The organism is Spectribacter hydrogenoxidans, assembly GCF_031846275.1.
Classification (GTDB): domain Bacteria; phylum Pseudomonadota; class Gammaproteobacteria; order Nevskiales; family Salinisphaeraceae; genus Spectribacter; species Spectribacter hydrogenoxidans.
In genome coordinates this window covers 36790-63195 of sequence record NZ_JAVRIB010000017.1, presented here as the reverse complement: position 1 = coordinate 63195, position 26406 = coordinate 36790, and the positions used below count along the sequence as shown (strand labels likewise).

The following is a 26406-nucleotide window of genomic DNA, read 5'->3' as shown; positions in this document are numbered from 1 at the left end:
CAAAAAACCCGCCTTCCCGGCGGGTCATTTGTTTGGCTGGGGGAGAGGGATTCGAACCCCCACTGGCGGAGTCAGAGTCCGCAGTCCTACCGTTAGACGATCCCCCAGTTGATCGTCGCCTCGCTTAGCGCTTGCTGTACTGCGGCGCCTTGCGGGCCTTGCGCAGGCCGATCTTCTTGCGCTCGACCTTGCGGGCGTCACGCGTCACATAACCGGCGGCGCGCAGGGCGCCCCGCATGCCTTCGTCGTACTGGATCAGCGCCCGGGCGAGGCCATGACGGATGGCGCCGGCCTGGCCGTTCGGCCCCCCGCCTTCGACGGTGACATAGATATCGAAGCGCTCGGTGGAATCGGTCACTTCAAGCGCCTGCCGCACGATCATGCGCGAGGTCGGCCGTCCGAAGTAGTCGTCCAGCGACTTCTTGTTGACGGTGATGTCGCCCTTGCCGGGCCGGAGGAAGACACGAGCGGTCGCGGTCTTGCGGCGGCCGGTGCCGTAGCTCTGTTCGGTTGCCATCGATTAAATCTCCAACGCCTTGGGCTGCTGCGCGGTGTGGGGGTGTTCACCACCCGGGTAGACCCGCAGCTTGCGGTACATGGCACGGCCCAGCGGGTTCTTGGGCAGCATGCCCTTGACGGCCAGTTCGATCACGCGCTCGGGATGACGCTCGATCTGCTCTTCCAGCGTCGTTTCCTTGAGGTGGCCGGGGTGGCCGCTGTGGCGGTAGTAGCGCTTCTGCTCGCGCTTCTTGCCGGTCACGTGCACCTTCTCGGCATTGATCACCACGATGTGGTCGCCGGTGTCCACGTGGGGCGTGTATTCAGGCTTGTGCTTGCCGCGCAGGCGCGTGGCAATCTCGGTGGCCAGCCGACCCAGCGTCTTGCCATCGGCATCAACCAGATACCAGTCGGCAGCAACCTCGCCGGGTTTCGCGGAATACGTCTTCATGTCGGTGTCTCGCAGATAGCGGAATGCGCCGGGGCCTGCCACCCCGAAAGGCGCGCGATATTACCCGAGGCGGTGGGACATTGCAATGAATGCCGCGGGATTCAGGGCTTGCGGATCAACAGTTCGCTTACCGGACGCCGCCGCATTTTCGGGGCTTCGTCCGCATAGCCGTACCAGAGTAACGCAATCACGTCCTCGACCGTGGAATCGATCTCCAGCAGGGCATGAAATTCGGGGGCTCGGGTGACCTCGCCGGTGGTCCATTTGCTGGCCACGCCCTCGCACCAGAGCGACAACGTGAGGTTGTAAACGGCGCAGGCGCAGGCCGCGTAATCCTCGCGTGCGCGGAGCGGATCCGGGTCCAGCACCTGGGTCACCACCAGCCAGCCGGGGATCGCGCTCCAGCGCTGGCGCTTGGCTTCGCCCGCGGCCTCACCGCGGGCCGCCGCCACTCGGCGGGCGTTGAGATCAACGATCTTCGTCGCCGTCTCGCGCCCGAGCAGGTGAAAACGCCAGGGCTGGGTGAGCTTATGGTTGGGTACCCAGCGGGCCGCCTCGATGGCCCGCATGACGACCTCGTCGGCCGGCCGTTCCGGCAGAAAGCGGGCGATGGTGCGCCGTCCGCGCACGAGTGCCGCCAGTTGCGACTGCTCGATCGGGGGCGGCTCGGGGCCGATGCGGTCGTCGTCGCTCATGGCGCCAGCGCGGTCTCGACCCGCAGCAGGATAAGGTCCGCCAGTTCGGCATGCATGGCCGCGCGCAGGTCCCGGCTCTCGGCATCCGCCGCCAGCCGCCGGCTGTCGTCGAAGCCCACGTCGCGCTGGGTGCTGACCTGCTGATCGCGCAGCAGGGTTTCCCCGTCCCGGATCAAGTCGAAGCTGGCCTCGCTGATCAGTTCGAAGGCATTGGCGCGGCCGTCCTGCGGACTCACGGACAGCACCCGCCGGGTGTCGTCGATGCCCCGGATCACCAGACGTGCTGACGCCTGCCCGTCACCCCCGCCGGTTCGCTCGCGCAGCACGTCGATCAGCGGCGGCGGCAGCACGCGATAGCGCTGTTCGTATTCGACCTGCAGGCCGTCCAGCCCCGACCCGGCGACACTGCCCGCCATGTGGAAGCCGCAGGCCGATAGCCAGAGGGTTAGCAGGAGAACGCCGGCGCGCATTGGTATAGGCATCAATCAGAGGTTCCTATACCACCAGATTGAGCAGTTTGCCGGGCACGACGATGCGCTTGCGCACGGCCTGATCGGTCAGATGGCGGGCGACGTTGGGTTCCTCGCGGGCCGCGGCCTCGATCGCGTCGTCGTCCAGATCCGCGGCCACGCGGATGCGGCCGCGCACCTTGCCGTTGATCTGCACCACGAGTTCCACTTCGTCCCGCGCCAGGGCCGCCGGATCATGGATCGGCCACTCGGCATCCAGCAGATCATCGCGGTGGCCAAGGCCCTGCCAGAGAACCTCGGCCACGTGCGGCACGATCGGGGTCAGCATGCGCACGACGGCATCCAGGGCTTCCTGGCGCACGGCCTGGCCACCGGGCGAGTCATCGTCGAACCTCGCCAGGGCGTTGCACAGTTCCATCACCGCGGCGATGGCGGTATTGAAGGTGTAACGCCGGCCGATGTCATCGCCCACCTTGGCGATGGTTTCGTGCAGCTTGCGCCGCATCGCCATCTGACCCTCGTCCAGAGCATCCGGATCCGCCAGCGGCGCGGGGCCGGTGGCGGCGTGATCGGCCACCAGCCGCCACAACCGCTTGAGGAAACGGAACGCGCCCTCGACGCCTGCATCCGACCATTCCAGCGACTGTTCCGGCGGCGCCGCGAACATCATGAACAGCCGCACGGTGTCGGCGCCGTAGTGGTCGATCATCGCCTGCGGATCGACGGTATTGCCCTTGGACTTGGACATCTTGGCCCCGTCCTTGAGCACCATGCCCTGGGTCAGCAGCCGGGCGAAAGGTTCGTCCGGCGCCGACAGACCCTCGTCGCGCAGCAGCTTCTGGAAGAAACGGGCGTAGAGCAGATGCAGGATGGCGTGCTCCACCCCGCCGATGTACTGATCCACCGGCAGCCAATAGTTGGCCCGCGAATCCAGCATGGCCGTGTCGTTGTCCGGACAGGCGTAGCGCGCGAAATACCAGGAGGACTCGACGAAAGTATCGAAGGTGTCGGTTTCGCGCCGCGCCGGCTTGCCGCACTGCGGGCAGTTCACCTCGACGAAATCGGCCCGGCCGGGCAGCGGCGATCCGGCGCCCGCCGGCGTGACATCCTCCGGCAACCGTACGGGCAGGTCGGCTTCGGGCACCGACACGGCGCCACAGCCCTCGCAGTGGATGACCGGAATCGGGCAGCCCCAGTAGCGCTGCCGGGAAATGCCCCAGTCGCGCAGGCGGTACTGCACGCGGCGCCGGCCCCAGCCGCCCGCCTCCAGCCGGTCCGCGATCGCCGCGAACGCGGCGTCGAAATCGAGACCGGTGAATTCGCCGGAATCGATCAGATTGCCGCGGTCGGAAAAGGCTTCCTGGGTGACGTCCGGCGATGCGCCGTCCGCCATGGCGATCACCGGCTTGATCGGCAAATCGTAGGCGCGGGCGAAATCCCAGTCCCGCTGATCGTGCGCCGGGACCGACATGATCGCGCCGGTGCCGTACCCCATCAGCACGAAGTTGGCGACGTAGACCGGCAGCCCCTCGCCCGACAGCGGATGCACGGCTTCGATATCCAGCCGGTAGCCCCGCTTGTCCCGGGTTTCCAGATCGGCCGCGGCGGTGCCACCACTGCGGCATTCGCGACAGAAGGCGGCCAGTTCGGGATCGTCGGCCTCGCGCGCTGTCACCAGCGGGTGGTCGGCGGCCAGCGCCATGTAGGTGGCGCCCATGAGCGTATCCGGACGGGTGGTGAACACCGTGACCGGCGCCGCCTGCCCGCGGATCGCGAAATCGATCTCCACCCCTTCCGAGCGGCCGATCCAGTTCGCCTGCATGGTGCGCACCGCATCCGGCCAGCCCTCCAGCCGGTCCAGATCGGCCAGCAGTTCGTCGGCATAGTCGGTGATGCGCAGAAACCATTGCGGGATTTCGCGCTGCTCGACCACCGCACCCGAACGCCAGCCACGGCCTTCCACCACCTGTTCGTTGGCCAGCACGGTCTGGTCGACGGGGTCCCAGTTGACCACCGATTTGGCGCGGTAGACCAGCCCCTTTTTCAGCAGACGCGTGAAAAGCCACTGCTCCCAACGGTAGTAGTCGGGATCACAGGTGGCGAGCTCGCGGTTCCAGTCGTAGGCAAAACCCAGCCGATTGAGCTGACCCCGCATGTACTCGATGTTGGCGCGGGTCCATTCCGCCGGCGGCACGCCGTTGGCGATCGCGGCGTTTTCCGCCGGCAGCCCGAAGGCATCCCAGCCCATGGGCTGCAGCACGTTGCGGCCGCACATGCGCTGATAGCGGCTGATGACGTCGCCGATGGTGTAGTTGCGTACATGCCCCATGTGGAGCTTGCCGCTGGGATAGGGAAACATGGACAGGCAGTAGAACTTCTCGCGGCTGTCGTCCTCGACGGCGGCGAAGCACTGCTCGCGCGTCCAGCGTTCCTGGACAACGGGCTCGATCTCCCGTGGCTTGTATTCGGATTCCATCCGGTGCTGCTGGCTTTATGGTTGGCGGAACAAGGCGCGCAAGGATATCGCAGGGGCCAACGGACGACCTAACCGGCTCCGAGCGCGAGCCCGACGACGCGCGAAATCAGGCCACCTTCCCGCGCCAGCGGGAGGCCCCGACCCCGGCTACCACCAGCACCACGGCCAACGACCAGGCCGGGGTATTGCCGTAGGTGACAAAAGGCGTCGCGCCCTGTCGCGGCGTCACCTCGGCCTCGAGCGTGGCCACCTCGAACTGCGGCGTGCGCTGGCGCACCCGGCCGGTGGGGCCGATCACCGCGCTGATGCCGGTATTGGCGGCACGCAACAGCGGCCGGCCGGCCTCCAGCGCGCGCATTCGCGCGATTTCCAGATGCTGATGCGGGGCGGTGCTGTCGGCAAACCAGGCATCGTTGGTGACATTCACCAGAATGCCCGCGGCCGACAGCGCCCGGCGGATTTCCCGCGGAAAGGCATCCTCGAAGCAGATGGAGATGCCCAGGCCGATGCCATCCACCTCGATCAGCGGCTGTTCGACCGGCCCGTGGGTGAAGCTGTAGCGCATGTTCACCCCGTCGACCAGCGGCTTGATGAAATCCGGTACCGGGAAGTATTCGCCAAAGGGCACCAGATGGCGCTTGCGGTAGCGGCCCTGTTCGACGCCCAGGGCCTCCACGACGTTGAAGAACTGCTCCTCCACCCGGTCGTAGACCAGAAAGCCGATCAGTTCGGTGCGACCGGTCTGCGCCGCGCGCTGATCAATCTCGTCCAGGTAATCCTCCTGCAGCACCCGCAGAGAGGGAATCGCCGCCTCCGGCCAGATCACCAGCCGGGCGTCGACCTCGTCCGACAACCGGCGATAAAGCCGCTTGGTGGGTTCCAGGTTCTCCGGCCGCCATTTATCGGCCTGATCGACATTGCCCTGGAGAATGGCCACGGACAGGGGCGCGCCGGCCGGCGTGGTCCAGGACAGCGGCGCCGGCAGCGCCCAGAGCCCGATCGGGAATACCACCACCAGGGCGGCAGCCAGCACCCGGTCGAACAGCCCACCGGCGAGCAGCAGCCAGAGGGTGCCGGCCGCCGCCACCAGCAGCGCTCCCAGACCGTAGACCCCGACGATGGGCACCAGACCTCGCACCGGCGCATCGATCAGTGTGTAGCCCAGCGACAGCCAAGGGAAGCCGGTGCCGACGGTGGCGCGGGCCAGTTCCAGCAGCAGCCAGGCGGCCGGCACGGCCAGCAGCGCCCACAACGATCGCGGCAGACCGCGCATGGCCACGGCCAGCCCGCCGATCACCGCGGGGAACAGCGCCAGCACCGCCACCAGCAGGGCCACCAGGAACACCCCCAGCGCCAGCGGGGCACCACCATAGACATGGGTGCTGACAATCACCCAGTAGATGCCGGTGGCGAAATATCCCGCCCCGAACCACCAGCCGCGCCAGGCCCCGCGCCAGGGTGTCGGGGCCTGCCACCACAAGGCCAGCAAGCCCATCAGCCCGATCAGGGTAAGCCCGTAATAGCTGTAAGGCGCGAATCCGGCAGTGACCAGCCCCCCCAGAAGCGGGGGCAGCAGAAAATCCTGGCACCAGGGCGCGAGCCGAAACCCGCGCCGCGTCACGCGTCGGCCTCGGGCAACACGGTCAGTGAAAACAGGTGGATACGACGCGAGTCCGCCCGCTGTACGTTGAACTGGAAGCGGTCGATGACCACGGTCTCCCCGCGCCGCGGCATGTGGCCGAATTCGTGCATCACCAGGCCGCCGATGGTGTCGAACTCCTCGTCCGAGAACTCGGTGCCGAAGTAGTCGTTGAACACCTCCACCGGGGTGAGGCTGCGCACCAGATAGCGGTTGGCCTCCTGACGCAGGATCGAAGCACCCTCGGTCTGGTCGTACTCGTCGTCGATGTCGCCGACAATCTGTTCCAGCGCGTCCTCGATGGTGACCAGACCGGCCACGCCGCCGTATTCGTCTACCACCACCGCCATGTGGTTGCGCGAGGCACGGAACTCCTTGAGCAGCACGTTCACCCGTTTGGCTTCGGGCACGAACACGGCCGGCCGCAGCACGTCGTCCAGATCGAACCCGCGCTCGGAGCCATCCATGGCCACCCGGAGCATGTCCTTGGCCAGCAGGATGCCCACCACTTCGTCGCGGGACTCACCAATCACCGGAAACCGCGAATGCCCCGACTCCAGCACCACCGGCAGGATATGGGCCACTTCCGCATCACGCTCGACCACCACCATCTGGGAGCGCGGGATCATGATGTCGCGGACCTGGATCTCGGACACGCTGAGAACGCCCTGCATCATCCACAGGGCATCGCTGTCGAGCAGATCATTGGCCTGGGCCTCGCGCAGGACCTCGATCAGTTCCTCGCGGTCGCGCGGCGGTCCTGCCAGGCTCTGGCCCAGCTGGCGCAGCCAGCCGTTGCCGCGTTGATCGGGAGCGTCGGATTCCTGATTCATTGGCTCATCGTGTCGGTGTCGGCGGGCAGCGCATAAGGATCGGCAATGCCCAGCCCTGCCAGCACCGCGCGTTCTTCGTTTTCCATGATGTCGGCGTCGGCGTCATCCACGTGATCGTACCCCAGAAGATGGAACACACCATGGACCACCAGATGCGCCCAGTGGTCGGCCGCGGCCTTGCCCTGCTCGCGGGCCTGGCGTGCCACCAGCGGCGCGCAGATGACCAGGTCGCCCAGCAGATGGCAATCGGGCAGTGCCACGTCGCAGGGAAAGGAGAGCACATTGGTGGGACCGTCACGACCGCGGTAGCGGTGGTTGAGCGCCGCGCTCTCCGCCTCGTCCACCAGGCGCAGGCACAGCTCGGCCTGATCCCGCCGTCCGGCCAGCACGGCCGCGACGGCGCGGGATAAGTCCTCGTCGTCGGGCGCGGGCTCGGCGGATTCGCGCTGGATGTCCACCACCACGGTCATGATTCGGCGGCGTCCTCGTGGCGCTGATAGGCCTCCACGATGCGCTGGACCAGCGGGTGGCGGATCACGTCCTGACTGGTGAACCGGGTGATGCTGATGTCGCCAACGCCATCCAGCACCTCCAGCGCGTGGCGCAGACCCGATTTCTGGTGCCGCGGCAGATCGATCTGGCTGGTGTCACCGTTGACCACTACCGTGGAGCCGTACCCGAAGCGGGTCAGGAACATCTTCATCTGCTCCACGGTGGTGTTCTGTGCTTCGTCGAGAATGATGAACGACTCGTTGAGCGTGCGCCCGCGCATGTAGGCCAGCGGCGCGATCTCGATCACGTTGCGCTCGATCAGCCGCGCCACCCGCTCGAAGCCGAGCATTTCATAGAGCGCATCGTAGAGCGGGCGCAGATAGGGGTCGATCTTCTGCGCCAGATCGCCGGGCAGAAAACCCAGCCGTTCGCCAGCTTCGACTGCCGGCCGCACCAGCAGTAGCCGGCGCACGCGGTCGGCCTCCAGCGCCGCCACCGCGCTGGCCACGGCCAGATAGGTCTTGCCGGTGCCGGCCGGGCCGACGCCGAAGTTCAAATCGAACTCGGCCAGGCTCTTGAGATAGCGCCGCTGGTTGGGACCACGGCCGCGGATCAGGCCGCGGCGCGTCTTTATCACGGGCTCATCGGCGGACGGGGCATCGGGATCGTCGTCGTCCACGCTCACGTCGCGGGCCGCCGAGCGCACCCCGATATGCACCCGTTCCGGGGTGACCGGCCCGCTGCGGGAGGCGTCGTACAGTTCACGCAGCACCGTGAAGGCGGCCGATACGGCCGCGTCCGGACCATGCAGCTGGAAGCGGTTGCCTCGATTGTGAATTGCCACCCCGAGCCCCTGCTCGATCTGACGGAGGTTGGCATCCTCCGGACCGCACAGGTGGGCGAGCCGTTCCGGCTCGGCCGGCTCGAGTAGAAGTGATTGGCTGGCGACGGCCAAGATTGCACCACGACTCCGCCGTCAGGCGGAAATCGCCAGGGCCTCCTCGTGATCCGCGAGACGGCCGCGCAGGGAATTGTTCAGGGCCTCGGTGACCACCACGTCGACCATGCGCCCGATCAGACCGGGATGGCCGTCGAAGTTGATCCAGCGGTTGGAGTCGGTGCGCCCGGCCAGCTGATTGCCGCCGCGCCGGGAGGCCCGTTCCACCAGCACCCGCTGCCGGGTGCCCACCATCGCCCCCATGTAATCGGCATTGAAGGCGTCGATGCGCCGCTGCAGGCGCTGCAGGCGTTCGCGCTTGACCTCGCGCGGGGTGTCGTCCTCCAGGTCCGCGGCCGGCGTGCCCGGGCGTTTGCTGTAGATGAAGGAAAAGGCCTGGTCGAAACCGATTTCCTCCACCAACGCCATGGTGGCCTCGAAGTCCTCGTCGGTCTCGCCGGGGTAGCCCACGATGATGTCGGTGGACAGGCTGATATCCGGCCGCAACGTGCGCAGGCGGGCGATCTTGTCGCGGAAATCCGCCACCGTGTAGCCGCGCTTCATCGACTGCAGGATGCGATCGGACCCGGCCTGCACCGGCAGGTGCAGATAGTTGGCCAGCTTGGGGACCTCGCCATAGGCGGCGATCAGGGAATCCGAGAATTCCAGCGGGTGCGAGGTGGTGTAGCGGATCCGCTCGATGCCGTCGATGTCGGCCACGTAGTTGACCAGCAGCGCCAGGTCGCAGATGCCGGCATCGCGCCCCTGGTCGTCGACCATGGGTCCGCGATAGCCGTTGACGTTCTGACCCAGCAGGGTGATCTCGCGCACGCCCTGGGCGGCAAGCTCGGCCACTTCGAGAATGACATCGTCGAACGGACGGCTGATTTCCTCGCCGCGGGTATAGGGCACCACGCAGAAGCTGCAGTACTTGGAGCAGCCTTCCATGATCGACACGAACGCCGCCGGGCCCTCGGCGCGCGGCTCCGGTAGCCGGTCGAACTTCTCGATCTCGGGAAACGCGATGTCGATCACCGACGCGCGGTTGTCGATCACGTTGTCGACCATTTCCGGCAGCCGGTGCAGCGTCTGCGGCCCGAACACCAGATCCACATACGGCGCCCGCTCGCGGATGGCATGGCCCTCCTGCGAGGCCACACAGCCGCCCACGCCGATCACCAGCGACGGATTGGCATCCTTGAGCGGGCGCCAGCGGCCGAGCTGGGAGAACACCTTCTCCTGCGCCTTTTCGCGCACGGAACAGGTGTTCAGAAGAATGACATCGGCATCTTCCGGGGTGGCGGTTCGGGTCATGCCACGATACTTGCCGAGCACATCCGCCATTTTGGCGGAGTCATACTCGTTCATCTGACAACCCCAGGTTTGTACGTATACCTTGCCGGCCATGAGCCCTTGTACGGTTTGCGACGATGGATGCGCGCGAAATGTCCGGACATTTTACGCGTTGTCGCGGACGTTCGTCAGCGCCGCTGGTAGCGCCCTGCCACGGGCGCAGCATACGCGGGACCCGTAGAATCCGCGCCATCCCGACCAGCCGACACCCACGCCATTGATGACCGCGACCCGCCCGACCCAGGATCACGCTCCCCGACAGGCTTGGTTGCGCGCATTCCTGGTCGCGCTGGGCGCACTGCTGGTATTGCGCGCACTGCTGTTGTGGCAGTCGCATCTGGTCGGTCTCACGCCCTGGCTGATCCCCGGGGAGATTCTGGCTGCCGTGGTGCTCACCCTGGGCCGCGCATGGCTGCGCGGCTGGCTGATTATCGCCGCCGCCGGTAGTCTGGCTGGGCTCTGCTATTACGCCGCGGGCGAGCATCTGCACACCCACGCCAGCCTGTTTCGCCTGGCGCATACCTGGCAGGCTGCGGATACCAATTTCCTTAGCGCCACGCTGGCCACCCCGGCCATCCTGTTCCTGCCGGTCTACGCCGCGGTGGCATTCACCGCGCTCTGGCAGTTGCGTCGCTGGCAGCCGGCAGCCCGGCCCGGCCGCCGGCTGCTGATGATGCTGGCACTGTTGGCCGCCTGTGCCGTGACGGTGCACTCGCCCACGCATCCGGGCAACAACCCGCTGGTGGCGTCGCTGATTCAGCTACCCGGAGCCGTATGGCGCAGTCTGCCGCGCGAGGTAGAGCCCGATCTGGCCGCCGGCATGGGTGAATCGGATCTGCGCTTTTTCGTGCGCGAGGATCGCAACACGCAAAGCGGCGAGCGATCCAATATCCTGATGATCATGATCGAGGGCATGTCGGCTGCCTACCTGCCCTCGGTGGCCGATCACCACGGCCTGGCGCCGGAAATCCGGCTACCCCGACTCGACCGGTATCTGCAGGATAGCGGCTACCGGATTTATCGAAACTTCCTGTCACTGCAGCGCCAGACCCACCGCGGCACCTATCCACTCCTGTGCGGCGACTATCCGCGGATCATCACCGCGGTACCCAAGATGATCGTTGCCAAAGACAAGAAGATGAACCTGTCGTGCCTGCCGGCAATACTCGCGGATCACGGCTACCGCACCAGCTATCTGCAGGCCGCCCCGCTCGAGTTCATGAGCAAGAACCGTTTCATGCCGCTGGCAGGGTTCCAGCATCTACGGGGGCGCAATGCATTCGAGGAACAGGGCATTCCGGTCACGGGATGGGGGCCCTCGGACGCGGATTTCCTGGCCGCCTCGAAAGCCTATCTTGTCGAACAGGCTCACGGTGAGAATCCCTGGTTCGTCACCCTGCTGAATGTCGGCACACATCACCCGTTCCGGGCCGAGCCGGAAGGCAACGAGCAGGCCCGGCGCCAGCAGGCATTCCGCGACATGAGCAAAGCGGTGCAGGACTTCCTTGCCGGCCTCGATGAGGACGGATTACTGGACGACACCTGGGTAATACTGACCACTGACGAGGCCGGCGGATTCCGCCGCCAGGGCGAGCGCGAGCTGGTGCTGGATCACAATTTCGGCATGCTCGCCGTACGCCCTCCGCACCCGGACTGGCTGGCATCCATGGCCGGGCCCGATGCGATCACCGCACAGATCGACATACCGGTCACGCTGGTCGATCTGCTGGACACCGAAGGCGGCGGCAACATGATCGGCCGCAGCCTGCTGGTCGCCCCCCAGCGCCCGCGCGGGCTGCTGTTCGGAGACACCTACCGGGCACGCAGCTACTTCCTGCTCGAGGACGGCCGTCTGCTCGACTGCGACGAGACGCTGATGCGCTGCAGCCAGTGGCGATTCGAGCCCGACCGCCTGTTCGGCACGCTGCAGGCCGACACCGAGGCCGAGGTCTTGATGATGGATATCGAGGACCGTATGGCGGTAGCCGCGGATGCCTCCATCATCCGCGGACTGGGCATGCGGGATGCCGATCGTTATCGCACGGCGCCGATGGAGATCAGCGCCGATCATCCTTATCGCGGCGGCCAACCGCTGTCGCTGGCGGCGGGGGACCGCATACGCCTGTCCATGTCGGGCGGCAGCCAGCGGCACGACGGCGGACCCGGCGCGGGTCAACTGCAGATCGAGTTCACCGATGCCGGCAGCGGCAGGACGCTGGCAACCCGGCGGCTGGATATCGAAGGCAGCCTGAGCAGCAACGCGTCGTTACTGCTGGAAGTGAACCACACACCTGCCAGCGCGGCCATGACACTGCACTGGCGCCCGAAACGCCCGGGCAACACCCTGTGGCTGAGCCGGCTGGAGGTCACGGTCGAGCAGACCGAAACCGAGTGATGCGTCAGGCGCCAGTCTCCAGCACCAGCTTGCCGGTCGCCTTGCGTGCCAGCATGTCATTGAGTGCATCGGCCGCCCGCGCCAGCGGATAGGTGCGGCTGATCACCGGCCGGAAGCGGCCCTGGTTGTACCACTGGATCAGCTGCATGAAGTTGGCCATGTTGGTCCGGGCATCCACCTGCACGAACTTGCCCCAGAACACACCAATCACCGAGCAACCCTTCAGCAGCAGGCGGTTGGCCGCGGCTTCCGGAATCCGGCCGGAGGCAAACCCCACCACCAGCAGGCGACCGTCCCAGTTGATGCAGGACAGGCACTGATCGAAGGCGTCGCCCCCGACCGGGTCGAAGATCACGTCCGCGCCATTGCCATCGGTCAGGGCCTTGACCTGTTCCTTGAGAGGTTCGCCTTCAGTGTAGTTGATCAGCTCGTTCGCACCGTGCTCGGCGCAAAGGTCCAGCTTGGCCTGGCTGCTGGCCGCCGCGATTACCCGCGCGCCCATCAGCCTGCCCAGCTGCACGGCGGCCAGTCCGACACCCCCGGCGGCGCCCAGCACCAGCAGGGTTTCACCCTCCTGCAGGCGCCCACGCTGTTTCAACGCATGAATCACCGTGCCGTAGACCAGCGGGAAACCGGCGGCTTCGTTGAAGGGCATATCCGGCGGCATCGGCACCACGCCCATGCCCGGCACCACCGCCTTTTCGGCATAACCGCCCCAGGTCATCAGAGCCATCGCCCGGTCACCCGGCTTGACGTGCGAGACACCCTCGCCCACTTCCAGCACCTCGCCGGCCACCTCGCCACCCGGCGAGAACGGCATGTCGGGCTTGAACTGATACTTCCCCTGAATGATGAGCGTATCCGGGAAATTCACCCCGGCCGCTTTCACCCCGATGAGAACCTCGCCCTGCCCCGGGGTCGGATCGTCGGCATCGGCGTATTCCAGCGACTCGGGCAGACCGTGCTGGGTGCAGAGAATGGCTTTCATGGGTGCACCGGCATGAGTATCGAAAATGAATCGGCAGGCGAGCGCCGCCGCCGAGAAAGACCGGCAAGCGCGCGTTCAGAACTCGAAGGTCTGATTAGAACGGAATGTCGTCGTCCAGATCCTCGTCGAAACCCTGATCCGCGGGAGCCGGCTGCGGCTTGGACTGCGGCTGGCGCTGCTGCCCGCCACCCTGATACTGGCCGCCGCCACCCTGGGAGCCGCCGTCGTAACTGGCGCTGCCGCCGCCGCGGCCGTCGAGCATCTGCATGTCGTTGGCCACGATTTCGGTGGTGAAGCGATCCTGGCCGTCCTGGCCCTGCCACTTGCGGGTCTGGATGCGCCCCTCGACGTAGATCTTGCTGCCCTTCTTCAGGTACTCGCCGGCAATTTCCGCCATGCGTCCGAAGAACACCAGGCGGTGCCATTCGGTGCGATCCTGCATCTCGCCGGACTGTTTGTCCTTCCACTGGTCGGACGTGGCCAGATTCACGTTGGCCACCGCCGTGCCGCCGGCGGTATAGCGAACCTCCGGGTCGGCGCCGAGATTGCCGATCAGAATCGCCTTGTTGATACCGCGTGCCATGCCTTGTCTCCTGCTGTCTGTTTCGAGGAACGCCAAGCGTTCGAATCTGTCGGCTAGTCTGCCCCTGCCGGCAGTTGCTGCGCAACGGGCGGTCGCAGGCCCCAGGCCACAGCCAGCCAGATCACTGCGAGCAGCGCGCTGCCGCCGAACACCCCGGTCGCGCCGAGATACTGGAACGTCAGGCCACCCGCGGCACCGCCGACGAACGCCCCGAAGAACTGGCTGGCGGAATAAACGCCCAGACCGGCGCCGCGCACGCTGGTGTCGCACACTCGGGACACCAGCGACGGCAACGTAGCCTCCAGCAGATTGAACGCACCGAAGAATGCCAGCAGCGCCGTAACCATCCCGGCCACGCTGTTCTGCCCCCAGATCAGCGCCGCTGCCGCCATTGCCAGCAGCGATACCGCACCCAGGAACACCGCGCGGGTATGGCCACGACCTTCCGCCAGCCGTATCAGCGGCATGGTCAGGGCCAGCGAGCCCAGCATCACCGGGAGGTAAATCATCCAGTGGTGGCCCTTGGCCAGGCCGAGATCATCCGCCAGCGTGACCGGCACCGCCACGAACAGGGCTGTAAGAATGGCGTGCAGAATGAAGATACCGGCATCTAGCCGTAGCAGCTGGCCATCCGCCACCACCCGGCGGATGTCCCGCAGGATGCCGGCATGGGCGGCCCGTTTCGCCGGCGCGGGCGGCACCACCCAGATCACCAGCGGAATGCAGGCCAGCGCCAGCACCACGGTCAGCCCGAAGATGCCCGGCACCCCGATCCAGCGGTCCAGCACCGGCCCCAGCATCAGTGCCAGGGTGAACGAGGCCCCGATGCCGATGCCCAGCACCAGCATGGCGGTGGTGCGCTGCCGCTCGCGGGTCAGGTCGGCCAGCAACGCATTGGTGACCGCCGCGATCGCCCCCGCGCCCTGTAACGCGCGCCCTGCGATGATCCAGTGAATGGTGTCGGCCGCCGCCGCCAGTGCACTGCCGGCGGCGAACACCAGCAGGCCGAACACGATCATGGGTTTGCGTCCGACGCGGTCCGACGCCATGCCGAAGGGAATCTGCAACAGCGCCTGGGTCAGTCCGTAGATGCCCAGCGCCAGCCCGACCTGGAACGGGGTGGCCGAGGGCAGATCCTGGGCATAGAGCGCGAATACCGGCAGGATCATGAACAGACCCAGCATGCGCACGGCATAGATCGACGCCAGCCCGCCGGTAGCCCGCCATTCGAGGGCGTTCACGGGCGTCTCCCGGGGACGCGATCAGGGCTTTCAGCCAGCAACGTGATGATCGCCAAGCCTCTGCGAAACGGTTGAGTGTGGTTGTGCAAAACGATGCGCCGGCCATGCCTTTGCCCCTGTTTTGCGCAGCGCAGTATAGTACACGGTTGATTCTTCTCCCGACCCGCTGGCCCTCCGATGGATTCAATCGTCATACGCGGTGCCCGCACCCACAATCTCAAGAACGTGGATGTGGTCCTGCCGCGCGACAAGCTGATCGTGATCACCGGGCTTTCGGGCTCCGGCAAGTCCAGTCTGGCCTTCGACACCATCTATGCGGAAGGCCAGCGTCGCTACGTGGAATCCCTGTCAGCCTATGCCCGCCAGTTCCTGTCGATGATGGAAAAGCCGGATATCGACAGCATCGAGGGCCTGTCGCCGGCCATCTCCATCGAGCAGAAGTCCACCTCCCACAATCCACGCTCGACCGTGGGCACGGTCACCGAGATCCACGACTATCTGCGCCTCCTGTTCGCGCGCACGGGCATCCCGTTCTGTCCCGATCACGACGAGCCGCTGACCATCCAGACGGTGTCGCAGATGGTCGACGCCACACTGGCCCGGGAAGCCGATTCGGCCTGGATGCTACTGGCACCGGTGATCCGCTCACGCAAGGGCGAACACCGGGATGTGTTCGAGCAGATGCGGGGGGCCGGCTTCATCCGCGCGCGGGTCGACGGCGAGGTGATCGAGATCGACGAGGTGCCCGAACTCGATCCGAAGAAGAAGCACGACATCGAGATCGTGGTCGACCGCTTCAAGATTCGCGAGGGCATCCAGCAGCGCCTGGCCGAGTCGTTCGAAACCGCGCTGCGGCTGGCGGAGGGCATTGCCTGGATCCTGCCCTGGCGTGGGGACGGCGAACCGGAGGTGTTCTCGGCCCGCTTTGCCTGCCCCACATGCGGCTATTCCATCAACGACATGGAACCGCGGCTGTTTTCCTTCAACAGCCCGCACGGCGCCTGTTCCTCGTGCGACGGTCTGGGCTCGATGTCGGTGTTCGACCCCGACCGGGTGATCACCGACCCGGCCCTGTCGCTGGCCGGCGGCGCGGTGCGCGGCTGGGACCGCCGCAATCCCTATTTCTTCGGCATCATCGAATCCCTGGCCGAGCGCTACGGCTTCGACCTAGAAGCCCCCTGGGCGGACCTGCCCGAACAGGCCCGCGACGTGATCCTGAACGGCTCGGGCGGGGAGAAGATCGAGTTCCGTTATGTCAGTGCCCGCGGCCGGCGCAAGGTCCGCCGCCACGCCTTCGAGGGGGTGATCCGCAACATGGAGCGGCGCTACGCGGAAACCGACTCCATGGCGGTGCGCGAGGAACTGGCCAAGTATCTGTCCAACAAGCCGTGCCCGGTTTGCCGGGGGGCGCGACTCAACCGTGCGGCCCGGCATGTGCGGGTGGCAGACACCACCCTGCCGACGCTGGTCGGCATGAGCATCGGCAAGGCCTTCGAGGCGGTCGGGGCACTGGAAATCGAGGGTCACCGCGCGGACATTGCCGCGCCCATTGTCAAGGAAATCCGTCAACGGCTGGAATTCCTGATCAATGTCGGGCTGGACTATCTGACCCTGTCGCGCAGCGCCGAGACCCTGTCCGGCGGCGAGGCCCAGCGTATCCGCCTCGCCAGTCAGATCGGCGCCGGTCTGGTGGGGGTGATGTACGTACTGGACGAACCCTCCATCGGCCTGCACCAGCGCGACAACCGGCGGCTGCTCAACACGCTGGAACGGCTGCGCGACCTGGGCAACACCGTGATCGTGGTGGAGCACGACGAGGAGGCCATCCGCGAGGCCGACTTCGTGCTCGACATGGGGCCCGGCGCCGGGGACCACGGCGGCTACGTGGTGGCCAGCGGCACCGCCGGGCAGATCGCCGCCGAACCGCAATCGCTGACCGGCCAGTATCTGGCCGGCACGCGGGAGATCGCAATTCCGGACGAACGCCAGCCCTTCGACCGCAAGCGCATGCTCGCCATACGCGGCGCCCGCGGCAACAATCTCAAGAACGTGGACGTGGATATAAGCCTGGGCCAGCTGACCTGCATCACCGGCGTGTCCGGTTCCGGCAAGTCCACGCTGATCAACGAAACGCTGCTGCCCGCGGTGGCACGGCAGGTCAACCGCACCGTGGCCCGCTCGGCCCCGGTGGCCAGCATCGAAGGCCTGCACCATCTGGACAAGGTGATCGATATCGATCAGTCCCCGATCGGCCGTACCCCGCGCTCCAACCCCGCCACCTATACCGGTCTGTTCAGCCCCATCCGCGATCTGTTCGCCGGCACTCCCGAGGCCCGGGCCCGCGGCTACAAGGCCGGACGTTTCTCGTTCAACGTCAAGGGCGGGCGCTGTGAAGCCTGCCAGGGCGACGGCGTGATCAAGGTGGAGATGCATTTCCTGCCGGACGTCTACGTCACCTGCGACGTCTGCCAGGGGGCGCGCTACAACCGCGAAACCCTGGAAGTGCACTACAAGGGCAAGACCATCCACGAGGTGCTGGAAATGACCGTGGAGGCCGCGCTGGACTTCTTCCAGCCGGTACCGGCCCTGCGCCGCAAGCTGGAGACGCTAATGGACGTGGGCCTGTCCTACGTCAAGCTCGGGCAGAACGCCACGACGCTGTCCGGCGGCGAGGCCCAGCGCATCAAGCTGGCCCGCGAACTGTCCAAGCGCGACACCGGCAAGACGCTCTATATCCTGGACGAGCCCACCACGGGCCTGCATTTCCACGACATCGCCCAGTTGCTGCGGGTGCTCAGCCGGCTGCGCGACCACGGCAATGCGGTGGTGGTGATCGAGCACAACCTGGACGTGATCAAGACCGCCGACTGGCTGATCGACCTGGGTCCCGAGGGTGGCGACGGCGGCGGCACGGTGATCGCCACCGGTACGCCCGAGGACGTGGCGGCGGTCGAAGCCTCCCATACCGGCCGCTTCCTGCGTGACATGCTGCCGGCGACAAAAGGCCGCAAGGCGGGTTAGTTCTTCATTGCCACGGCGGCGATACCGGTGGATACCGCGGTCGGATTCATCCGGTTGGAGTGGGCTGCCAGCTTGTTCATCCAGCCGGCCACCACGCCCTTGCGGCGGGCCAGCATGGCATTGATCCCCACCCGCGCGACGGCCGGTGATTGCATCATCGTGAGCTTGTGGAACCAGTTCCTGCGCTGCCCCGAGACCTGCAGGAACTCGGTCGCCGTGACCCCCGGCGACAGCACCGTACTAGTCACGCCCCGCGGCCGCATTTCATGGTCGATGGCATAGGAAAACGATTTCACATAGGCCTTGGCTGCGGCATAGCTGGCGTACCCGGGTGATGGCTGGAAGGCACCGGTGGAGGCGATCTGCAGCATCGCGCCGAAGCCGCGCTCGGCCATGTCGCGGCCGAACAGCTTCGACAGATGCGTCAGCGTGACCACGTCGAGCTGGAGCATGGCGTTCTCCCGTTCCCAGTCGAGGGTCAGGAAATCCCCGTAGACGCCGAAGCCGGCGTTGTTGACGAGAAAGTCCACGGCGAGTCCCGCCTCGGTCAGCTGACGATGCAGTTCCTGCGGCGCCCGCTCGGTGCCCAGATCCATCGGGATCGCCTTGATATCGACACCGTGGGCGGTGCAAATCTCGTCGGCCAGCAACGTCAGTTTGTCATCCCGACGGGCGACGATCACGAGATTGGCCCCGCGCGCAGCGAGATCCCGGGCGAAATCGGCACCCAGACCACTGGAGGCCCCGGTTACCAGCGCGGTGCGACCGCGGCATTCAATCCTGCTCATGTTCCCGTCCTCGTTGTTGACGCCGAATTCATCCGGCGCGGCGATTACATGACTCAATCCCGCCAGACCAGCGTGGCCATGCGTCCGCACACCCCGTCGCGCCGGTAGGAGAAGAACCGGTCGGGATCGGACACGGTGCACCAGCCACCGCCGTAAACCGCTTCCACGCCGGCAGCAGCCAGTTCCGCCCGAGCCAGGGCAGGCAGATCACCGAGGAACTTGCCCGAACTGGCGGCGGGTACAAAGGCATCCGTTGATCCCGGCCGCCGCCGGGCAAAGGCTTCGGGCACTTCCGGCCCCACCTCGAATGCGGCGGGGCCGATTGCCGGACCCAGCCAGGCAAGCAACTCCCGTGGCGCCACCGGCAGGGCCTGCACCGCGGCCGACAGAACACCGGCCACCAGCCCCCGCCACCCGGCATGGGCGGCGGCGACGTGCCGGCCGGCCCGATCACACAACAGCACCGGCAGGCAGTCGGCCGTGAGCACGGTGCATACCACGCCGGATTGCACCGTCCAGGCGGCGTCGGCGCGGGTATCACGCGCCGTGTCGGCGGCGACCACGTCGACCCCGTGTACCTGAGTCAGCCAGGCCGGCTCGGCCGGCAGGCCGAGATGGCGGCGCAGCCGCGCGCGGTTTTCCGCGACCGCCGCGGGGTCGTCCCCGGTATGTCCGCCCAGATTGAGACTCGACCAGCTACCCTGGCTGACGCCGCCGGTGCGCAAGCTAGTGCCCGCATGGATGTTGGCCGGCGCCGGCCAGTCGGCAGCGAGGAAGTCGTCGTCGGTCATCACGCCTCGCGTGCCTGCTGGTCAGCCTCCAGCTCGACAAGCAACTGTTGCAGGTCTGCCGGGGCCGCCGCGCGCCAGGTCATGAATTCGCCGCTGGCCGGGTGCGCCAGCCCCAGGCGGCGGGCATGCAGGGCCTGGCGACAAAAATCGGTCAGCGCCTGGCGCAGGCCGGGACTGGCGCCGGCAGGCGGCGCCGGCCGGCCGCCGTAGACCGGATCGCCCACGATCGGGTGTCGCAGATGCTGCATGTGCACGCGAATCTGATGCGTGCGCCCGGATTCGAGCTGCAGCCGCAGGTGGGTATGGGCGTGAAAACGTTGCAGCAACCGGTAGTGGGTCACCGACGGCCGCGCCCCCGGGCGCACGTCCATGCGCTTGCGGTCCACCGGATGCCGGCCGATCGGCGCATCCACCAAGCCTCCCGCCGTCAGCACGCCCTGCACCACGGCCTCATACTCGCGCTTGATCTCGCGTGCCCCCAGGGCATCCACCAGATACTTGTGGGCGGGTAGCGTCCGGGCCACCACCATCAGCCCACTGGTGTCCTTGTCCAGGCGATGGACGATGCCGGCCCGGGGCAGTTCGGCCAGGCGCGAATCGTGATGAAGCAGGGCGTTCTGCAGGGTACCGTCGTGATTGCCGGCACCGGGATGCACCACCAGGCCGGCGGGCTTGTTGACCACCAGCAGGCTGTCGTCCTCATGCCGGATGTCGAGGGGTATCGCTTCCGGTGCGACCGCCGTGTCGTGCTCACCCGGTTCCAGCCGGGCCTGGATGCGCTCGCCGCCCTGCACCGCCGACCGCGGTACCGCGGTTTCCCCGTTCACACGGATGGCGCCGGTCCGCAGCCAGGCCTGCAGGCGGCTGCGCGAGTAGTCGTTCAGCAACTGCGCCAGTACCTTGTCGAGGCGCTGACCGGCCAGCTCCACCGGAATGGTGAACTCGCGGCACTCGCTATTACTCGCGTCGGACATCATTCGGTATACTCAGGCGGTTATTTCCCAGCGCGGTCGCCGGCCTGCGATCGAAGTCAGATTAGCATGCGAACCTCCATCGTCCTTGTTCTGTTGACCGCCGTCATGGCAACCCTCGGCGGCTGCGCCAGTTCTGACCGGGCTGACGAAATGCAGGTGGCCCGCGACATCGTCGGTGGCGGCGAGGGCCGTGCTGTCGCCCGGGCCAATGCGGAAACGCTTTACAACACGGCCCGGGGGTTCCTGGACTCCAACGATCCTCAGAAGGCGCTGGAGCTCTACGAGGAACTCCAGGCACGCTTCCCGTTCACCGAATATGCGATCCAGGCGCAGCTGGAAACCATCTACGCCAACAAGGCGGCCAAACAGCCGGATGCCGCACTGGCCGCCGCCGACCGCTTCATCAAGCAGCACCCCCGCCACCCGGCCATCGACTATGTCTACTATCTGCGCGGGGCGACCAATTACGATCGCGTCGAGACCGAAACCGTGCTCGGCGCCGATCCGGACAAGCGCGACCCGACCCAGCTGCGGCAGGCATTCACTGACTTCAACCTGCTGATCCGCAACTACCCCGATAGCATCTACCGCAAGGATGCCCAGCTGCGGATGATCAATATCCGCCATCGGCTGGCCGCCCACAGCCTGTCCATTGCGGAGTACTACCTGAAGCGGCGGGCTTATGTCGCCGCCAGCCGCCGGGCCGAATTCGTGGTGGAACGTTATCAGGGCACCGACTCCATCCCGCGGGCGCTGGAGATCATGGAGCATGCCTATCGCATGGCGGGGCTTGAGGAACTGGCGCTCAACGCCCAGGCGGTGCTGACCGCCTCCTACCCGGGCTTCCTGGTGCATCGCCGGGAGTTCTACCGGCAGCAGGAGGGCTTGGAACCCCGTTACGACCTGCCGCCGCTGGATGTGCAGCCGGCCACTGCCGGTGACCAGTCGGACACTCCGTCATCGGTGGCCGCGCCACCGCCCGCCGGCGATCGTACCGTCTACAAGTCCCCGTAGACCGCGGTGATCGGATAGCGCCGATCGCGCCCGAAGGCGCGGTCGGTCACCTTCGGCCCCGGTGCTGCCTGGCGGCGCTTGTACTCCGCCCGCCGCACCAGTTGCGCCACCCGACGTACATCGGCCTCGTCGTAACCCTGGGAAACAATGTCGGCCACGGATCGCCCCCGCTCGACATAGGCCTCGATGATCGGGTCGAGCAGATCGTAGGGCGGCAGTGAATCGGTATCCGCCTGGTCGGGGCGCAACTCCGCCGAGGGCGGCCGGTCGATCACCTCGGCCGGAATGATCTTGCCACGGGCATTGCGCAGCCGGGACATGCGATAGACGTCGGTCTTGTAGACATCCTTGAGCGGAGCGAACCCCCCGCACATGTCGCCGTAGAGCGTGGCGTAGCCAACCGCCATCTCGCTCTTGTTGCCGGTGGCCAGTACCAGATAGTTGAACTTGTTGGACAGCGCCATCAGCAGCCCGCCGCGGATGCGCGACTGCAGGTTCTCCTCGGTGGTGTCCGGTTCGCGACCAGCGAACAGCGGGGTGAGGGTTTCCAGATAACGGGCGAAGATCGGCTCGATCGGTACTTCCTCGTAGCGGGCGCCCTGCCGCTCGGCCTGACGTGCGGCATAGGTGTTGCTCACCTCCGCGGTATAACGCGAGGGCATGCCTACCGCCCAGACCCGGTCGCCGCCGATGGCATCGCCCGCCACCGCCAGGGTCAGCGCCGAATCGATGCCGCCGGACAGGCCCACCAGCACGCCGGCGAAGCCGTTACGTTCGACGTAGTCGCGGGTGGCCTGGACCACCGCGTCGTAGGCAACCGAAACCTCGTCGGGATCCGCCGGCGCGATCTCGCCCCGGGGTTCGTCGCCATCGATCTCCAGCGCGAACACGCCCTCGACGAAAGCCGGCGCGCTTGCCCGCAGCCGGCCGGTGGCATCCAGCGCCATCGAGCGCCCGTCGAACACCAGTTCGTCCTGGCCACCGACGCAGTTGACATAGACGATGGGCAGAGCGTTGTCGCTGGCCCGGCGAGCCACCACCCGTTCCCGCTCGGCCTGCTTGCCCATGGAAAACGGCGAGGCATTCAGGTTGACCAGCACCCGGGCGCCCGCCGCTTGGGCTGCGGCCGCCGGTTCGGGCTGCCAGATGTCCTCACAGATGGTCACGCCCACCGGCACCCCGGCCACTTCCAGCACGCAGGGGCTGTTGCCCGGCTGGTAGTGGCGGCGTTCGTCGAACACGCCGTAGTTGGGCAGGCACTGCTTGCGGTAGTTGCCCCGGCGAACGCCATCGGTGATCACCAGCGCGGCGTTGTAGATAGCCTCGCCGGTGAACTCGGGATACCCCACCACCGCGGTGATCCCCTGTACCTCCCGGGTGATGCGGTCGACCCCGCGCGCCACAGCATCGGGCAATCCGCGACGCAGCAGCAAATCATCCGGCGGATAGCCGAGCACCGCCATCTCCGGAAACACCACCAGATCGGCCCGGTGGTGATCGCGGGCTTCGGCCACCGCCGCCACCATCTTGTCCACGTTGCCTTCGATGTCCCCAACCCACAGGTTGAGCTGGGCCATGGCAATCCGGCAGGGCTGGGTCATGGGCGGGAACGACCGGGGAACAACGCGCGCACCGCGCTGGATGAGAGTGGCGGCAGCCGGATCAGTCCAGCAGTGCCGCCATGCGCTCGCCGATTTCGGCCGGCGACCGCACCGTGGCCACGCCGGCCGCGTCCAGCGCCGCGAACTTGTCGTCGGCGGTGCCCTTGCCGCCGCTGATGATGGCGCCGGCATGTCCCATGCGCTTGCCGGGCGGCGCGGTCACACCCGCAATGTAGGCCACCACCGGCTTGGTCACATGGGCCTTGATGTACTCGGCGGCCTCCTCCTCGGCGGTGCCGCCGATCTCACCCACCATCACCATGCCGTGGGTGTCCGGGTCGGCCTCGAACCGTTCCAGGCAGTCGATAAAGCCCAGCCCCTGGATCGGATCGCCGCCGATCCCCACGCAGGTGGACTGCCCCAGCCCGGCCAGCGTGGTCTGATGCACGGCCTCGTAGGTCAGCGTGCCCGACCGGGACACGATACCGATGCGGCCCTTCTGGTGAATCTGCCCCGGCATGATGCCGATCTTGCATTCGTCCGGCGTGATGATCCCCGGGCAATTGGGACCGATCAGTACGGCATCGCTGTCGGCCAGCGCGGCGCGCACCCGCAGCATGTCGAGCACCGGAATGTGCTCGGTGATGCACACGATCACCTTAACCCCGGCATCCGCAGCTTCCAGCACCGCGTCGGCCGCAAAGGCGGCCGGCACATAGATCATGGTGGCCTCGGCGCCGGTTTCCGCCACCGCGTCATGGCAGGTGTTGAACACCGGCAGCCCGAGATGGCTTTCACCACCCCGTCCGGGGGTAACGCCTCCCACCAGTCGGGTGCCGTAGGCCAGGCACTGCTCGGAGTGGAAACTGCCCTGTTTGCCGGTGAAGCCCTGGCAGATCACGCGGGTTTGCTTGTTGACGAGGATGCTCATGAATGTTGTCCGAAAAGTAGGTGGCGTGGAGGACGACTCAGCCCGCGGGCGGCCGTCCGGTGGCAAAGCGCCTGCGGCGGGCCGTGTCAGGCAGCCCGGGCGGCGCTGACCACTTTCTGGGCCGCGTCGGTGAGATTGTCCGCGGCGGTCAGATCCATGGCGGCGTCCTGAAGCATCCGTCGTCCCTCCTCCGCGTTGGTGCCCTCCAGCCGGACCACCACCGGGACCGAAACGCCGACCTCATTGACCGCCTTGATGATGCCCTCGGCAATCAGGTCGCAGCGCACGATGCCGCCGAAGATGTTGACCAGGATCGCCCGCACGCTGTCGCCGGACAGGATCAGCTTGAAGGCCTCGGTCACGCGCTCGGCGGTAGCAGCACCACCTACGTCCAGGAAGTTGGCCGGATCACCGCCGTGCAGCTTGACCAGATCCATGGTGCCCATCGCCAGACCGGCACCGTTGACCATGCAGCCGATGTCGCCGTCCAGTGTGATATAGGACAGATCGTGCTCGGCAGCCTCGGCCTCGCGGGCGTCCTCCTGGCTGACGTCGCGCATCTCGGCCAGTTCCGGATGGCGATAGAGGGCGTTGTCGTCCAGGTTCAGTTTGGCATCCAGCGCCACCAGATTGCCGTCCCGGGTCACGATCAGGGGATTGATCTCGACCAGACTGGCATCCAGGTCCACGAACAGCTGGTAGAGGCGATCCAGCAGCTTGCAGAATTCACCCACCTGTTTCTTGTCCAGTCCCAGGAAGAAACCGAGCCGGCGGCCCTGGTAGGCCTGCAGCCCGGCGGCCGGATCGACCGCCACGTGCATGATCTGCTCGGGCGTGGCTTCCGCCACTTCCTCGATGTCCATGCCGCCCGCGGCCGAGCCCATGAACACCACCCGACGGCTGGCGCGATCCACCAGCACCGACAGGTAAAGCTCCCGCTCGATCGCCGCCGGGGCCTCGATGTAGACCGAATTGATCGGCAACCCTTCGCCGCCGGTCTGCTTGGTGACCAGCTGCTGGCCCAGCATACCCTCGACGGCCGCACGTAGTTCGTCCATGCCGTCGCAGATTTTCACGCCGCCGGCCTTGCCCCGGCCACCGGCATGGACCTGGGCCTTGACCACCCAGCGGTCACCGCCGAGTTCGCGGGCGACCCGCTCGGCGTCGCCGACGCTGCGGGCCACACTGCCCTGGCCGGCGGGAATATCGAAGCGCTGGAACAACGCCTTCGCCTGGTATTCATGCAGATTCATGACTGGTTTCCGGTTGCTGCCGATCCGTCACCCCGGCCGACGGGCGGCATTGTCGCCAATGGTCCCGGCCCGGTAAAGGCGATCGGCCGATGGCGGGATGCGGATATAAAAAAGCCCGCCAGCAGCATCGGGGCTGTTGGCGGGCTCGAGAGGAATCATCGAAGCGCGGTTACTCGTCGTTTTCCGCCGGCTGCACTTCCAGCAGCTCGACGTCGAAGATCAACGCCTCATTCGGCCCGATGTTGGCGCCGGCCCCCTGTTCGCCGTAGGCTAGGTCAGCGGGAATGAACAGGCGGTAGCGCGCGCCTTCACTCATCAGCTGCAACGCTTCGGTCCAACCCGGAATGACCGCATCCACCGGGAAGGTGACCGGCTCGCCCCGCTCGCGTGAGCTGTCGAAGACGGTGCCATCGATCAGCGTGCCTTCGTAGTGGACGCGCACGCTGTCTTCCGGCCCGGGCGAGGGGCCATCACCGGCCTCGATCACCTCGTACTGAAGGCCACTGTCGGTGACCGTGACCCCCCCCTTGTCCTTGTTCTCGGCCAGGAAGGCCTCACCCGCAGCCATGTTTTCCTCGGCCTCGGCCGCCTTCTCCTGCTGCTGGGCAGCCTGCAGCTCCTGCATGAAGGCCTGAAGAGTCTCGCGCGATTCCTGCTCGGTCAGCTGCGTCTGGCCATCCCCGAGACGATCGCGCAGACCGGCGGTGAGGTAATCCAGCTCAAGTTCGGCCGGCATGTCGGACAACGACTTGCCGATGTCCATGCCCAGCGCATAGCTGCGCTTCTGCTGATCGGTATCCAGCGACAGATCGCCCGAATCACCGGTGGCGCTCTCGGCGGCCTGAGGTTCGGCGTCGCCGGCCGGGGCCGCGTCGCCACCCGAGTCCTGACCGCAGGCGGTCAGCGCCAGGCCAAAAACAATCACCGTCAAGAATCTGGTCATCCGGATATCCTGTTTTGCGTAAACATACGGGCGGCAAGC

The 26406-nt window shown here is 66.6% G+C and carries 23 protein-coding genes and 1 tRNA gene; 3 read left to right on the top strand and 21 right to left on the bottom strand.

The features are described 5' to 3' along the window. Positions 1-33: 33 nt before the first annotated feature. From RM532_RS14115 to miaB, 11 genes are all read right to left on the bottom strand, one after another. A tRNA-Gln gene (locus RM532_RS14115) sits at positions 34-107 on the bottom strand. A 17-nt stretch (positions 108-124) separates the two neighbouring features. Continuing rightward, entirely contained in the window at positions 125-517 is a 393-nt protein-coding gene (gene rpsI / locus RM532_RS14110; RefSeq protein WP_311653981.1) for a 30S ribosomal protein S9, read from the bottom strand. A gap of 3 nt (positions 518-520) precedes the next feature. Then, positions 521-949 carry a 50S ribosomal protein L13 gene (gene rplM / locus RM532_RS14105; protein WP_311653980.1) on the bottom strand — a complete coding sequence of 143 codons (429 nt, stop codon included), beginning with the start codon at positions 947-949 and terminating at the stop codon, positions 521-523. Between the two features lie 101 nt (positions 950-1050). Next, the gene (locus tag RM532_RS14100; RefSeq protein ID WP_311653979.1) at positions 1051-1644 is read right to left on the bottom strand and encodes a nitroreductase family protein; all 594 of its coding nucleotides are present in this window, start codon (positions 1642-1644) and stop codon (positions 1051-1053) included. Beyond that, positions 1641-2126, bottom strand: a complete 486-nt coding sequence (locus RM532_RS14095) for an LPS-assembly lipoprotein LptE (protein ID WP_311653978.1) — start codon at positions 2124-2126, stop codon at positions 1641-1643. The genes RM532_RS14100 and RM532_RS14095 overlap by 4 nt, the downstream gene beginning before the upstream one ends. 13 nt (positions 2127-2139) lie before the next feature. Beyond that, positions 2140-4590 (bottom strand): leucine--tRNA ligase, encoded by a 2451-nt coding sequence (leuS, locus tag RM532_RS14090; RefSeq protein WP_311653977.1) that lies wholly within the window; start codon positions 4588-4590, stop codon positions 2140-2142. Positions 4591-4696: 106 nt separating this feature from the next. Further along, positions 4697-6211, bottom strand: a complete 1515-nt coding sequence (gene lnt / locus RM532_RS14085) for an apolipoprotein N-acyltransferase (RefSeq protein ID WP_311653976.1) — start codon at positions 6209-6211, stop codon at positions 4697-4699. Next, positions 6208-7062 (bottom strand): HlyC/CorC family transporter, encoded by an 855-nt coding sequence (locus tag RM532_RS14080; RefSeq protein ID WP_311653975.1) that lies wholly within the window; start codon positions 7060-7062, stop codon positions 6208-6210. Before RM532_RS14080 ends, lnt begins: the two co-directional genes overlap by 4 nt. Continuing rightward, positions 7059-7532: an rRNA maturation RNase YbeY gene (gene ybeY / locus RM532_RS14075; RefSeq protein WP_311653974.1), complete on the bottom strand. Its 474-nt coding sequence runs from the start codon at positions 7530-7532 to the stop codon at positions 7059-7061. Before ybeY ends, RM532_RS14080 begins: the two co-directional genes overlap by 4 nt. Further along, a complete protein-coding gene (locus tag RM532_RS14070; protein ID WP_311653973.1) occupies positions 7529-8509 on the bottom strand; it encodes a PhoH family protein in 981 nt (326 codons plus the stop codon). The genes ybeY and RM532_RS14070 overlap by 4 nt, the downstream gene beginning before the upstream one ends. A gap of 21 nt (positions 8510-8530) precedes the next feature. Further along, entirely contained in the window at positions 8531-9898 is a 1368-nt protein-coding gene (gene miaB / locus RM532_RS14065; protein ID WP_311653972.1) for a tRNA (N6-isopentenyl adenosine(37)-C2)-methylthiotransferase MiaB, read from the bottom strand. Positions 9899-10064: 166 nt separating this feature from the next. Here miaB and RM532_RS14060 point away from each other — a divergent pair, with 166 nt between their 5' ends. Then, complete coding sequence (locus RM532_RS14060; RefSeq protein ID WP_311653971.1) at positions 10065-12239, top strand: LTA synthase family protein; 2175 nt, start codon at positions 10065-10067, stop codon at positions 12237-12239. Positions 12240-12243: 4 nt separating this feature from the next. Here RM532_RS14060 and RM532_RS14055 read toward each other — a convergent pair whose 3' ends face one another. The 3 genes from RM532_RS14055 to RM532_RS14045 all read right to left on the bottom strand — a co-directional run bounded on the left by RM532_RS14055 (position 12244) and on the right by RM532_RS14045 (position 15051). Then, a complete protein-coding gene (locus RM532_RS14055) occupies positions 12244-13227 on the bottom strand; it encodes an NADPH:quinone oxidoreductase family protein (protein ID WP_311653970.1) in 984 nt (327 codons plus the stop codon). Positions 13228-13321: 94 nt separating this feature from the next. After that, entirely contained in the window at positions 13322-13810 is a 489-nt protein-coding gene (gene ssb / locus RM532_RS14050; protein ID WP_311653969.1) for a single-stranded DNA-binding protein, read from the bottom strand. Between the two features lie 53 nt (positions 13811-13863). Continuing rightward, positions 13864-15051, bottom strand: coding sequence for an MFS transporter (locus tag RM532_RS14045; RefSeq protein WP_311653967.1), 1188 nt, complete (start codon positions 15049-15051; stop codon positions 13864-13866). Between the two features lie 177 nt (positions 15052-15228). On the opposite strand from RM532_RS14045, the gene uvrA reads away from it, so the two are divergent. Continuing rightward, positions 15229-18072: an excinuclease ABC subunit UvrA gene (gene uvrA, locus RM532_RS14040; protein WP_311653966.1), complete on the top strand. Its 2844-nt coding sequence runs from the start codon at positions 15229-15231 to the stop codon at positions 18070-18072. Here uvrA and RM532_RS14035 read toward each other — a convergent pair. The 3 genes from RM532_RS14035 to rluD are packed head-to-tail and all read right to left on the bottom strand — an operon-like array spanning position 18069 to position 20628. Then, positions 18069-18860: an SDR family NAD(P)-dependent oxidoreductase gene (locus tag RM532_RS14035; protein ID WP_311653965.1), complete on the bottom strand. Its 792-nt coding sequence runs from the start codon at positions 18858-18860 to the stop codon at positions 18069-18071. The two genes, uvrA and RM532_RS14035, sit on opposite strands and share 4 nt — an antisense overlap. 53 nt (positions 18861-18913) lie before the next feature. Further along, a complete protein-coding gene (gene pgeF, locus RM532_RS14030) occupies positions 18914-19651 on the bottom strand; it encodes a peptidoglycan editing factor PgeF (RefSeq protein ID WP_311653964.1) in 738 nt (245 codons plus the stop codon). Then, a complete protein-coding gene (gene rluD, locus RM532_RS14025) occupies positions 19651-20628 on the bottom strand; it encodes a 23S rRNA pseudouridine(1911/1915/1917) synthase RluD (RefSeq protein ID WP_311653963.1) in 978 nt (325 codons plus the stop codon). Before rluD ends, pgeF begins: the two co-directional genes overlap by 1 nt. A 63-nt stretch (positions 20629-20691) precedes the next feature. On the opposite strand from rluD, the gene RM532_RS14020 reads away from it, so the two are divergent. Next, entirely contained in the window at positions 20692-21639 is a 948-nt protein-coding gene (locus tag RM532_RS14020) for an outer membrane protein assembly factor BamD (RefSeq protein ID WP_311653962.1), read from the top strand. Here the strand turns inward: RM532_RS14020 and RM532_RS14015 are convergent. The 4 genes from RM532_RS14015 to bamJ all read right to left on the bottom strand — a co-directional run bounded on the left by RM532_RS14015 (position 21624) and on the right by bamJ (position 26367). After that, complete coding sequence (locus RM532_RS14015; RefSeq protein ID WP_311653961.1) at positions 21624-23240, bottom strand: NAD+ synthase; 1617 nt, start codon at positions 23238-23240, stop codon at positions 21624-21626. The two genes, RM532_RS14020 and RM532_RS14015, sit on opposite strands and share 16 nt — an antisense overlap. Positions 23241-23301: 61 nt before the next feature. Beyond that, entirely contained in the window at positions 23302-24171 is an 870-nt protein-coding gene (gene sucD / locus RM532_RS14010; RefSeq protein WP_311653960.1) for a succinate--CoA ligase subunit alpha, read from the bottom strand. A gap of 86 nt (positions 24172-24257) precedes the next feature. Continuing rightward, positions 24258-25424 (bottom strand): ADP-forming succinate--CoA ligase subunit beta, encoded by a 1167-nt coding sequence (sucC, locus tag RM532_RS14005; RefSeq protein WP_311653959.1) that lies wholly within the window; start codon positions 25422-25424, stop codon positions 24258-24260. 169 nt (positions 25425-25593) lie between these two features. Then, positions 25594-26367 (bottom strand): BamJ family beta-barrel-assembly machinery protein, encoded by a 774-nt coding sequence (gene bamJ, locus RM532_RS14000; RefSeq protein ID WP_311653958.1) that lies wholly within the window; start codon positions 26365-26367, stop codon positions 25594-25596. Positions 26368-26406: the final 39 nt, after the last annotated feature.

Excerpts from the sequence above, each read along its gene's own strand:
- rpsI (WP_311653981.1), bottom strand. The coding sequence starts at position 517 with ATGGCAACCGAACAGAGCTACGGCACCGGCCGCCGCAAGACCGCGACC.
- rplM (WP_311653980.1), bottom strand. The coding sequence starts at position 949 with ATGAAGACGTATTCCGCGAAACCCGGCGAGGTTGCTGCCGACTGGTAT.
- RM532_RS14100 (WP_311653979.1), bottom strand. The coding sequence starts at position 1,644 with ATGAGCGACGACGACCGCATCGGCCCCGAGCCGCCCCCGATCGAGCAG.
- RM532_RS14095 (WP_311653978.1), bottom strand. The coding sequence starts at position 2,126 with ATGCCTATACCAATGCGCGCCGGCGTTCTCCTGCTAACCCTCTGGCTA.
- leuS (WP_311653977.1), bottom strand. The coding sequence starts at position 4,590 with ATGGAATCCGAATACAAGCCACGGGAGATCGAGCCCGTTGTCCAGGAA.
- RM532_RS14080 (WP_311653975.1), bottom strand. The coding sequence starts at position 7,062 with ATGAATCAGGAATCCGACGCTCCCGATCAACGCGGCAACGGCTGGCTG.
- ybeY (WP_311653974.1), bottom strand. The coding sequence starts at position 7,532 with ATGACCGTGGTGGTGGACATCCAGCGCGAATCCGCCGAGCCCGCGCCC.
- miaB (WP_311653972.1), bottom strand. The coding sequence starts at position 9,898 with ATGGCCGGCAAGGTATACGTACAAACCTGGGGTTGTCAGATGAACGAG.
- RM532_RS14060 (WP_311653971.1), top strand. The coding sequence starts at position 10,065 with ATGACCGCGACCCGCCCGACCCAGGATCACGCTCCCCGACAGGCTTGG.
- RM532_RS14055 (WP_311653970.1), bottom strand. The coding sequence starts at position 13,227 with ATGAAAGCCATTCTCTGCACCCAGCACGGTCTGCCCGAGTCGCTGGAA.
- ssb (WP_311653969.1), bottom strand. The coding sequence starts at position 13,810 with ATGGCACGCGGTATCAACAAGGCGATTCTGATCGGCAATCTCGGCGCC.
- uvrA (WP_311653966.1), top strand. The coding sequence starts at position 15,229 with ATGGATTCAATCGTCATACGCGGTGCCCGCACCCACAATCTCAAGAAC.
- RM532_RS14035 (WP_311653965.1), bottom strand. The coding sequence starts at position 18,860 with ATGAGCAGGATTGAATGCCGCGGTCGCACCGCGCTGGTAACCGGGGCC.
- pgeF (WP_311653964.1), bottom strand. The coding sequence starts at position 19,651 with ATGACCGACGACGACTTCCTCGCTGCCGACTGGCCGGCGCCGGCCAAC.
- rluD (WP_311653963.1), bottom strand. The coding sequence starts at position 20,628 with ATGATGTCCGACGCGAGTAATAGCGAGTGCCGCGAGTTCACCATTCCG.
- RM532_RS14020 (WP_311653962.1), top strand. The coding sequence starts at position 20,692 with ATGCGAACCTCCATCGTCCTTGTTCTGTTGACCGCCGTCATGGCAACC.
- RM532_RS14015 (WP_311653961.1), bottom strand. The coding sequence starts at position 23,240 with ATGACCCAGCCCTGCCGGATTGCCATGGCCCAGCTCAACCTGTGGGTT.
- sucD (WP_311653960.1), bottom strand. The coding sequence starts at position 24,171 with ATGAGCATCCTCGTCAACAAGCAAACCCGCGTGATCTGCCAGGGCTTC.
- sucC (WP_311653959.1), bottom strand. The coding sequence starts at position 25,424 with ATGAATCTGCATGAATACCAGGCGAAGGCGTTGTTCCAGCGCTTCGAT.
- bamJ (WP_311653958.1), bottom strand. The coding sequence starts at position 26,367 with ATGACCAGATTCTTGACGGTGATTGTTTTTGGCCTGGCGCTGACCGCC.